Origin of the sequence: Paraburkholderia sp. (assembly GCF_036488505.1) — a bacterium.
Classification (GTDB): Bacteria; Pseudomonadota; Gammaproteobacteria; order Burkholderiales; family Burkholderiaceae; genus Paraburkholderia.
This window is the reverse complement of the sequence record NZ_DASXHN010000090.1, coordinates 1-10,221: the sequence shown is the minus strand read 5'-3', so window position 1 is coordinate 10,221 and position 10,221 is coordinate 1. Positions and strand designations below refer to the sequence as shown.

Sequence of the window (10,221 nt, the reverse complement as noted above, 5' to 3'; positions counted from 1 at the left end):
CCGCGCGAGCACGCGCGCCTCGCGATATTGCGCTCAAACAGGGAGAGCACGACAGCATGCCGTCTTCTGAGGCCACACGAGCCGTGCGCACGCTCGTTACCGGTGCGACCGGTTTCACTGGACGTTATCTGGTCGAAAGATTGCTCGCCCGCGGGCACACTGTGTTCGGAGCGGTGGGCGAGCGCGATGAGCCGGAAACCCCCACGCGGCTAAGGCTCGACATCACGTCGCCAGATGAGTGCCGGCGGGTGATCGAGCGAGCGCAGCCTGATTACGTCGTGCATCTGGCTGCGATCAGCTTCGTCGGCCACGACGATCCTCTCGACTTTTATCGCGTGAACGTGCTGGGCACGCTCAATCTGCTGGAAGCCTGCGCGCAGGTCGGGCATACCCCGCGCAAGCTGCTGATTGCGAGCAGCGGCAATGTGTACGGCAACGTAACGAGCGACGCGATCGACGAAAGCTTCCCGCTCCGTCCGGTCAATCACTACGCGGCAAGCAAGGCGGCGATGGAAATGATGGTGCGGACCTGGTTCGACCGCTTGCCGCTCGTGATCGTGCGGCCGTTCAACTACACCGGCCGCGGGCAGAGTTCGAACTTTGTGGTGCCGAAGATCGTCGAGCATTTCGCGCGCCGCGCACCGTCCATCGAACTTGGCAATATTGACGCCGCCCGTGACTTTTCCGATGTGCGTTACGTGGCAAGCGTGTACGAAGCGCTGCTCGATTCCGGGGCCGCGGCGGACATCGTGAACGTCTGCACGGGTACGCCGTATACGGTGCGCGACATCCTGTTCGCGGCGAGCGAGCTGACCGGCCACGAGCTGGACGTCCGCGCGAACCCCGCGTTGGTCCGGCGAACCGACGTGAAGATGCTCGCGGGGTCGCCGGCCAAGCTGCGCACGATAGTGCCGAGCGTCGAGTCCATTCCATTCCTCGAGACCTTGCGCTGGATGCTCGAGGCCTGACCGGCTGTATGCGGTCTTTGGCTCGCGGTCTCCAGGTTCGTCGCCGCCTCGTGCGCTACCTCTGCTGATATAGCGCTTGTCACCCCAGTTTTCCTTTCGCCATTCGTTCCGAAGCGGCCGCCAACCTGGCGCCACGCGCTGGAGCTCATCCAGTCGCGTCCGCGCGTCCGCTGCCAATCACTAAAAGCTGGCTCGTCCGGCTCCCTACCGGCCGGTTTAGCTGTTTCAAGTTGTTAGGGTTCTAGTTTTTAGAGCGCGCCGCTTTATAATTGGGCCTTCATAGAATTGGTGCCCGAGTGTCTGTCGGTTGTGCGGCGGCAGCGCGACGGGCGCCAGCGAAGACCAGCACTACTGTGCGGGGCGCGCGGGCCGGCGATGTCATTGGGGCCCGCCACTCATATCTAGAAGGGAATTTATGATCCTGGTAACGGGCGGTGCCGGCTTCATCGGCGCCAATTTCGTGCTCGACTGGCTGGATGTGTCGGACGAAACGGTGCTCAACGTAGACAAGCTGACCTACGCGGGCAATCTGGGCACACTCAAATCGCTCCAGGGCAATCCCAACCACATCTTCGCGCGCGCCGACATTTGCGACCGCGCCGCGCTCGATGCGCTGCTGGCCGAGCACAAGCCGCGCGCCATTGTCCATTTCGCGGCCGAAAGCCATGTGGATCGCTCGATTCACGGTCCGGCCGATTTCGTGCAGACCAACGTCGTCGGCACGTTCACGCTGCTCGAAGCGACCCGCAGCTACTGGAACACGCTCGGCGAAGCCGAGCGCGCCGCGTTCCGCTTCCTGCATGTGTCGACCGATGAAGTGTTCGGCTCGCTGTCCGCGACCGATCCACAATTTTCCGAAACCACGCCCTATGCGCCGAATAGCCCTTATTCGGCGACCAAGGCGGGCTCCGACCACCTCGTGCGCGCCTACCATCATACGTACGGCCTGCCGGTGCTCACCACCAACTGCTCGAATAACTACGGCCCGTACCAGTTCCCCGAAAAGCTGATTCCGCTGATGATCGCCAATGCGCTCAACGGCAAGCCGCTGCCCGTGTACGGCGACGGTCAGAACGTGCGCGACTGGCTGTATGTCGGCGACCACTGCAGCGCGATTCGCGAAGTACTGGCGCGCGGCACGCCGGGCGAGACGTACAACGTCGGCGGCTGGAACGAGAAGAAGAACCTCGAGGTCGTGCATACGCTGTGCGATCTGCTCGACCAGCAGCGCACGAAGGCGAGCGGCTCCTATCGCGACCAGATCACGTACGTGACCGATCGCCCGGGCCATGACCGCCGCTACGCGATCGACGCACGCAAGCTCGAGCGCGAACTCGGCTGGAAGCCGGCGGAAACGTTCGAAACCGGTCTGGCGAAAACGGTCCAGTGGTATCTGAACAACCAGCAATGGGTGGACGAAGTCGCTTCGGGCGAATACCGGAAGTGGGTCGAGACCAACTACGCGCAACGCGCGTAAGGGCACGGTGATGGCGCGCAAAGGCATTATTCTCGCGGGCGGCTCCGGCACCCGTCTGTATCCGATCACGCATGTCGTCTCGAAGCAGTTGCTGCCGGTCTACGACAAGCCGATGATCTACTACCCGCTGTCCACGTTGATGGTGGCGGGCATTCGCGACGTACTGATCATCTCCACGCCGCAGGACACGCCGCGCTTCGAGGCGATGCTCGGCGACGGCAGTCAGTGGGGGATGAATATCCAGTACGCGGTCCAGCCGTCGCCTGACGGGCTGGCGCAGGCGTTCATCATCGGCCGCGAGTTCGTGAACAACGATCCGTCCGCGCTGATTCTCGGCGACAACATCTTCTACGGCCACGATCTGGCCAAGCAGCTCGAGCACGCCAATCATCAGCGCGAAGGCGCTACCGTATTCGCGTATCACGTGCATGATCCCGAGCGCTATGGCGTGGTCGAGTTCGACCAGCAGTTCCGCGCACTGTCGATCGAGGAAAAGCCGGCGAAGCCGCGCTCGAACTACGCGGTAACCGGCCTCTATTTCTACGACAAGCAGGTCTGCGATATCGCCGCCGATATCAAGCCGTCGCCGCGCGGCGAACTCGAAATCACCGACGTCAATTCGCGCTACCTCGCGAACGCGGCGCTGAACGTCGAGATCATGGGCCGCGGCTATGCGTGGCTCGACACCGGCACGCACGATTCGCTGATCGAGGCGGCGACCTTCATCGCGACGCTGCAAAAGCGCCAGGGTCTGGTGGTCGCGTGTCCGGAAGAGATCGCGTACCGGCAGGCGTGGATCAACGGTGAGCAACTGCTCGCGCTCGCCAAACCGCTCGCAAAGAACGCGTACGGACAGTACCTGCAAAACATTCTTACGGATCACGTCGCATGGCCATCCAGGTAACCGCAACCGCGCTGCCCGAAGTCAAGATCATCGAGCCGAAGGTGTTCGGCGATACGCGCGGGTTTTTCTTCGAAAGCTTCAATGCGCTCGAATTCAGCGAGAAGGTAGAGGCGGGCGTCGAGTTCGTGCAGGACAACCATTCGCGCTCGGCGAAGGGCGTGCTGCGCGGGCTGCACTATCAGATCCAGCATGCGCAGGGCAAGCTCGTGCGCGTGGTCGAGGGTGAAGTGTTCGACGTCGCTGTCGACATCCGCAGAAGCTCGCCGAATTTCGGCAAGTGGGTCGGCGTCACGCTGTCAGTCGAGAGCCACCGGCAGCTGTGGGTGCCGCCTGGTTTCGCGCATGGCTTCGTCGTGCTGTCGGAGTCCGCGCAATTCCTCTACAAGACGACCGATTACTGGTTCCCAGAGCACGAGCGCAGCATCGTGTGGAACGACCCGGCGATCGGCATCGAATGGCCGATCGACGCCGAACCGCTGCTCGCGGCGAAAGACGCGGCGGGCAAGCGCCTCGCGGACGCCGAAGTCTATGCATAAGGGGATCGCATGAGCGCACAGCATGCCACGCGGACGATCCTCGTCACCGGCGTGAACGGCCAGGTCGGCTATGAGCTTGCGCGTACGCTGCAAGGCCTCGGCAACGTGGTCGCGGTCGACCGCGCGCGGCTCGACCTGTCGAACCTCGACCAGATTCGCGCGGTGGTGCGCGACGTGCGGCCGGCGCTGATCGTCAATCCCGCCGCTTATACCGCGGTGGACAAAGCCGAACAGGAAAGCGATCTCGCGATGCGCATCAACGGCGAAGCACCGGGCGTGCTCGCCGAGGAAGCGAAAAGGCTCGGCGCCGCGCTGATCCACTATTCGACCGACTACGTGTTCAACGGCAATGAGGAAGGCGCGTACGTCGAGGACGATCCGACCGATCCGCAAAACGCGTACGGACGCACGAAGCTCGCTGGCGAGCAGGCGATCGCGGCCACTGGCGTCGATCATCTGGTCCTCCGCACGAGCTGGGTGTACGGCACGCGCGGCAAAAATTTTCTGCTGACGATGCTGCGGCTCGGCGCTGATCGGCCCGAGCTGAAGGTGGTCGCCGACCAGTTCGGCGCGCCCACGTGGTGCAACACGATCGCGACGCTCAGCGCGCATCTGTGCGCGCAATCGTTCGCCGCCGCGGATGGCGCGACCTGGTGGGCCGAGCGCTCGGGCATCTATCACCTGTGCGCGGGCGGCTCGACGTCGTGGCACGGCTTTGCATCGGCGATCTTCGAACTCGCGGACCTGCCGAACAAGCCGAACACGCTGCCGATCCCCGCCGCGGATTACCCGACGCCGGCGATGCGCCCAGCCAATTCGAGAATGTCGAACGACAAGCTGGCGCGTGTGTTCGGGCTCGCCGCGCCGCACTGGCGCGACGCGCTGAAGCTGTGTCTGACGGACGGTTTTCCGAGGTCGCCCGCCGCTCGGTCGTGACTCCGGCCTCGGCGCGTGCGATCGCGCGCACCGGTGCGGTGACGCGGCGTTGATCGCAATACGCTGCGACGCGCTCGCCGGTTCGCGTTGTTGCGCCAGACAGTGCTAAACCGTGCGTACGTTACTAACGGTGCCTGACAATAGCGAAAGGGTGCGGCGGTAGAATATCGCTCGGAGCACGGTTGCACTGTGGCCATCAACGCAATTGGCGTAGCCGCATTCGCCGCATCAGATAAAGCGTACGCGTCCTGCATAACCCGCTGATGCGCGGGTTATGCCGATTCATTTAATCGGTGCAACCGCGTAATAAATACGGTACTGAGAGGGCTCTGTGAGTTTGTTACCGATCATTCTGTGCGGCGGAGCAGGGTCGCGGCTATGGCCCGTGTCGCGCGAATCGCACCCGAAGCCGTTCATCCGTCTCGCGGACGGCGAGAGCCTTTTGCAGAAAGCCTTCCTGCGAGCGGTGGCGCTGCCCGGCGTGAACGAAGTGCTGACGGTCACCAACCGCGAACTGTTCTTCAAGACCGAAGACGATTTCCGTGAAGTCAACGCGAACGCCATTGCGACCTCGTTCATTCTCGAGCCGTTCGGCCGCAATACGGCCGCGGCGGTCGCGGCGGCGGCTTTGCATACGGCCAGCGGGCACGGTGACGATACGGTCATGCTGGTGCTCGCCGCCGACCATCTGATCGCCGATCAGGCCGCGTTCGCCGCGGCGGTCGCGCGGGCGCGCACGCTCGCGCAGGCCGGCAAGGTCGTGACCTTCGGCATGCGTCCGGACACGCCCGAAACAGGCTACGGCTATATCGAAGCCGATGGCGAGAACGTGGTGCGATTCGTCGAGAAGCCGTCGCTGGACAAGGCCCTCGAGTATCTGGCCTCGGGCAGGTTCGTGTGGAATTCGGGCATGTTCTGCTTTACCGCCGGCACGATCTTGAAGGAAATGCGCGTGCATTGCCCCGACATTCTCGATGCGTCGGCCGAATGCATGGACAAGTCGCCGTCCGCCGCGGGCAAGAGCGGCGCGCAAGTGCGCCTCGAGCCGGGCTGTTTCGGCGCGGTGCCCGAGTTGTCGTTCGATTACGCGGTGATGGAGAAGTGCGAGCACGCGGCGGTCGTGTGCTGCGACCTCGGCTGGACCGACGTCGGTTCGTGGACCGCGCTGTCGGATCTGTCGCCGGCCGATGCGAGCGGCAATCGCGTCGAAGGCGAAGCGCTGCTGGTGGACGTGAAGAACTCGTATGTGCGCAGCGGTGGCCGGCTGATCGGCGCGGTCGGCATCGACAACCTGATCGTGATCGACACGCCCGACGCGCTGCTGGTCGCGAACAAGGACCGCGCGCAGGATGTGAAGCAGATTTTCGCGGAGCTGAAGTTGCGCGGCCATGAGACGTACAGGGTGCATCGCACCGTGCATCGGCCGTGGGGCACCTACTCGGTGCTCGAAGAAGGGACCCGCTTCAAGATCAAGCGCATCGAGGTCAAGCCGGGCGCGAGCCTGAGCCTGCAGATGCATCATCACCGCAACGAGCATTGGGTCGTGGTGAGCGGCATGGCGAAGGTCGTCAACGGCGAGAAGGCGTTCTTCGTATCGACCAATGAGTCGACCTATATTCCGGCGGGTCACAAACATCGCCTCGAAAATCCGGGTGTCGTCGAGCTCGTGATGATCGAGGTGCAAAGCGGCGAATATCTCGGCGAAGACGATATCGTTCGCTTCGACGACATTTACGGACGTACTTGAAGATGGATATCAGTTTTACCAACGACGCGAAAGATCTGACGCGTCACGACGAGAACGACGACCTGTTCGTCGGCATGAAGGCCGTGCGGGTCTGGGGCACGCTCGGCTGGCACGACATCCGGCAGCGCTATCGCCGCTCGGTGCTCGGGCCGTTCTGGTTCACGCTCAGCACGATCATCATGGTGGTCGTGCTCGGCGCACTGTATTCGACGCTGCTGCATCAGGAAATCTCCGACTATCTGCCGTTTCTCGCGGTCGGCCTCGTCGTGTGGGCCTATCTTGCCTCGGTTGCCAACGAGGGCTGCATGGCCTTTATCGGCTCGGCCTATCTGATCAAGCAGATCCGGCTGCCGCTCACGGTTCACGTGTGCCGCATCGCGTGGCGCAACTTCGTGATCCTGCTGCACAGCCTGCCGGTGGTCGTCGTGCTGCTGTTGATCTTCGGTCACTGGCCGGGCTGGGAATTCGTGCTGGTGCCGTTCGCGCTCGCGATCCTGCTGCTGCACGGCGTCTGGCTCGGCGTCACGCTCGGCGTGCTGTGCGCGCGCTTTCGCGACATTCCGCCGATCGTCACGAATCTGATCCAGGTGGTGTTCTTCTTCACGCCGGTCATGTGGTCGCCGGAAATCCTCAAGGACCGCGGCTGGGTCGCCGACTACAACCCGCTGTATCACCTGATCGAAACGGTGCGCGCGCCGCTCACCGGCCGCCCGACCCACTGGGAGTCGTGGGCGTGGTCGATTGGCCTGCTGATCGTCGGCTTTGCGTTCGCGCAGTGGCTGATGAAGCGTTTCCGTAATCGCGTTCCTTACTGGCTTTGATATTGTGAGTTCTTCATCGATTGTCGCTCGTAACATCTCCGTCGAATTTCCGATTTACGAGAACTCGCATCGCTCGCTGAAAAAGGCGGTGCTCAATCTCACGACGGGCGGCCGGATCGGCCAGGACGCGGGTCGCCATGCGATCGTCCGCGCGATCGACGACCTCAGCTTCTCCTTCTCGGAAGGCGAGCGCATCGGCCTGATCGGCCACAACGGTTCGGGCAAGACCACGCTGCTGCGCACGCTGTCGGGCGTCTACGCGCCGGTGCGCGGCGAGCTGCGCGTGCAGGGCAAGATCGCGTCGCTGCTCGACGTGTCGATGGGGCTCGATCCCGACGCGACCGGCTTCGAAAACATCTATCTGCGCGGCATTCTCGACGGGCTGAAGCCCGCGCGCATCCGCACGAAGATCGACGAGATCGCCGACTTCAGCGAGCTCGGCGACTACCTGAATCTGCCGGTGCGCACCTATTCGAGCGGGATGATGCTGCGCCTCGCGTTCGCGATCTCGACGAGCGTCGAAGCCGACATCCTGATCATGGACGAGTGGCTGAGCGTCGGCGACGCCGAGTTCAGCGTGAAGGCGGCCGAGCGTCTGGAAGGCCTCGTCGGCAAGGCGGCGCTGCTGGTGGTCGCGTCGCACGATGCGTCGCTGGTCGCGCGCGTGTGCAACCGCAAGATCTCAATGGAGCACGGCAAGATGATCGCCGACGAGCCGGTGCTGCCGCCGGAAAAAACCGACGAGCCGCTCGTCAGCCACGCCGCACAGTTGCCGCACTGAGCGCGCGAGCGCGGTGGGCGGCGGTGCGATGCGCGGCGCGCCCGCGCAGTACCGGTGCCGGCGCCTGCGGTGCGAGCGCGGCGATTCTCGCCGCGCGACGCGCAAACGGGCGCGACCGGCATGACGAGCATATAAAGCGTATCGAGCACCGCGCGGTATTTCCAACCGGGCCGCGATCCAGCGGTGCGGCTCAGGAAACGCAGTCCAGAAACACCCTCGGGGCCCGGCTCCGAGGCGCAACAAGGTTCGAATTTGATGCGAGCTAACCACCCATTTCTGCGCTACTCCGAATCCCTGCTCGTGCGTCAGCCGTTTCGCACGCTGAAGGGTTTCGCGGGCGGCTATATCGCGTATCCGATTGCGGAGAACGCCGAAAAACGCAGCGTGCGGCCGAAAATCCGCGAGCTGCGCGAGCACTATCGGCTGCCGTTTCCACACCGCCGCCGCATCGCGCTCGAACGGCTCGTGGCGACGCTCGAATTCGCCGGCGCGAAGGTGCCTTACTACCGCGACCTGTTCCAGGCGAAGCGGTTCGATCCTGCGAAGGTTCGCAACGACCCGAGCTATCTGGAAGAACTGCCGTACCTGACCAAGGAGATCATCCGCCAGCAGGGGCCGCGCCTGTTGTCGGGGCCGCTCGAAGCGGGCAAGCACCACGCGTGCAAGACCGGCGGCTCGACCGGGCTTTCCACGACGATCTACTACGACCGGGAGGGCGCCGACTATTCGTCGGCGGTCACCAACTATTGCCGCGAGCGCATCGGCAAGCTGCGTCATCGCTCGGAGCTGCACTTCGCGTGCCGCTTTCCGGATCAGGCCGTGCCGCAATGGCCGTCGCGCGAAGACTTCAAATGCTTCGCGATGAATCGCAGCAATATCTTTTTCGACCGCATCGACGACCAGGGCCTCGAGGACATGTGGCGCATGCTGAAGCGCCGCCGGCCATATCTCGCGCACTCGCATCCGTCGACGATGTACGCGCTCGCGTGCTATGTCCAGCGCGAGTACGGCGGCGGCAACGCATTCGAGGTGTTCGAGTCGAGCGGCGAGCTGCTGGAGCCGCATGCGCGCGAGATGATCGCGAAGGCGCTGCGCTGCCGCGTGATCGACCGCTACGGTCTGGCCGAACTCGGCGTGATGGCGTATGAACTCGACGGTCACGAGGGTGGCTTCCAGATTCTCGAATCCGAAGGCTGGCCGGAAAGCCGCGTCGCGCCCGACAATCCCGATGGCGCGCATGAGCTCGTGTTCACCGGTTTCCGCAACCGGCTGATGCCGTTGATCCGCTATACGACCGGGGACCTCTCGCGCGTGCAGGAGACGGACAAGGGCTTTTTCCTGACCGACGTGGTCGGCCGGATTCACGACGTGGTGCCGATCAACGGGGTCGCGCATCCGACGCACCACATTCAGGACATGCTCGATCACCGCGTTGGCGGCATCCAGGAATTCCAGATCGATCTGCGCACCACGCCGCCCACTTTGCGCATCGTGCTCGAACCGCACGCGAACGCGGAGGACACGACCGCGAAGCTGCGCCATTTCTGGCAGGACGCGTTCACGATCGCCTATGTCGGTCACGACGATTTCGTGCGCGTGGGCAGCCGCGCCAAGTTCCGTCACGTGGTGAGCGCATGATCGGCGTCGCGTTTCCCGACGCGCGGGCCGACGCTGGCCAATATGTGCTGGCGGCGCTGCGGCGCTCGGTCAGCGCGACCCAGGCGCAAGCGATTACGCGCAACATGCTGCACGAGATCGCGCCCGACGTCGTCGTCGCCGTCGACGCGCCCGACGCGTGGAGCGCCGATCTGATCGCATTCGTGAATGCGCGGCCGCGCAAGCTGATCGTGTTCGGCCATATGCCGAGCGCGCTCGCGGACTATCTGCGCTATCGGCCCGCGGCCTTGCCGCCCGAACTGGCGCAGGCGAGCCGCAGTGCATCGGCGCCTGCCGGCGAGTCGCGCGAAAGCGCGGCGGCAGTGCGCTACGGCGCGCTCGCGCGGACGCTCGGCGGCGCGGCCTGGCATCGCCCGTTCGAGCGCTTCGATTTC

General features: G+C 64.0%; 9 protein-coding genes and 1 pseudogene. All 10 read left to right on the top strand.

Annotated features, from left to right (window positions below; translation table 11 throughout):
- The first annotated feature begins 56 nt into the window (after positions 1–56).
- Entirely contained in the window at positions 57–968 is a 912-nt protein-coding gene (locus tag VGH68_RS05125; RefSeq protein WP_331602435.1) for a GDP-mannose 4,6-dehydratase, read from the top strand.
- A gap of 415 nt (positions 969–1,383) precedes the next feature.
- Positions 1,384–2,445, top strand: coding sequence for a dTDP-glucose 4,6-dehydratase (gene rfbB / locus VGH68_RS05120; protein WP_331602434.1), 1,062 nt, complete (start codon positions 1,384–1,386; stop codon positions 2,443–2,445).
- Positions 2,446–2,455: 10 nt separating this feature from the next.
- On the top strand, positions 2,456–3,349 hold the full coding sequence (rfbA, locus tag VGH68_RS05115) for a glucose-1-phosphate thymidylyltransferase RfbA (protein WP_331602433.1): 894 nt from the start codon (positions 2,456–2,458) through the stop codon (positions 3,347–3,349).
- On the top strand, positions 3,334–3,885 hold the full coding sequence (gene rfbC, locus VGH68_RS05110; protein ID WP_331602431.1) for a dTDP-4-dehydrorhamnose 3,5-epimerase: 552 nt from the start codon (positions 3,334–3,336) through the stop codon (positions 3,883–3,885). The genes rfbA and rfbC overlap by 16 nt, the downstream gene beginning before the upstream one ends.
- 9 nt (positions 3,886–3,894) lie before the next feature.
- Positions 3,895–4,821 carry a dTDP-4-dehydrorhamnose reductase gene (gene rfbD, locus VGH68_RS05105; RefSeq protein ID WP_331602430.1) on the top strand — a complete coding sequence of 309 codons (927 nt, stop codon included), beginning with the start codon at positions 3,895–3,897 and terminating at the stop codon, positions 4,819–4,821.
- 331 nt (positions 4,822–5,152) lie between these two features.
- Positions 5,153–6,568, top strand: a complete 1,416-nt coding sequence (locus VGH68_RS05100) for a mannose-1-phosphate guanylyltransferase/mannose-6-phosphate isomerase (RefSeq protein ID WP_331602429.1) — start codon at positions 5,153–5,155, stop codon at positions 6,566–6,568.
- A gap of 2 nt (positions 6,569–6,570) precedes the next feature.
- The gene (locus VGH68_RS05095; protein WP_331602428.1) at positions 6,571–7,389 is read left to right on the top strand and encodes an ABC transporter permease; all 819 of its coding nucleotides are present in this window, start codon (positions 6,571–6,573) and stop codon (positions 7,387–7,389) included.
- 4 nt (positions 7,390–7,393) lie between these two features.
- Entirely contained in the window at positions 7,394–8,170 is a 777-nt protein-coding gene (locus VGH68_RS05090; RefSeq protein ID WP_331602427.1) for an ABC transporter ATP-binding protein, read from the top strand.
- A 255-nt stretch (positions 8,171–8,425) separates the two neighbouring features.
- The gene (locus VGH68_RS05085) at positions 8,426–9,808 is read left to right on the top strand and encodes a phenylacetate--CoA ligase family protein (RefSeq protein ID WP_331602426.1); all 1,383 of its coding nucleotides are present in this window, start codon (positions 8,426–8,428) and stop codon (positions 9,806–9,808) included.
- Positions 9,805–10,221 (top strand): annotated as a pseudogene (locus tag VGH68_RS05080) (polysaccharide deacetylase); the annotation flags it as partial. The gene VGH68_RS05085 and the pseudogene VGH68_RS05080, both read left to right, overlap by 4 nt.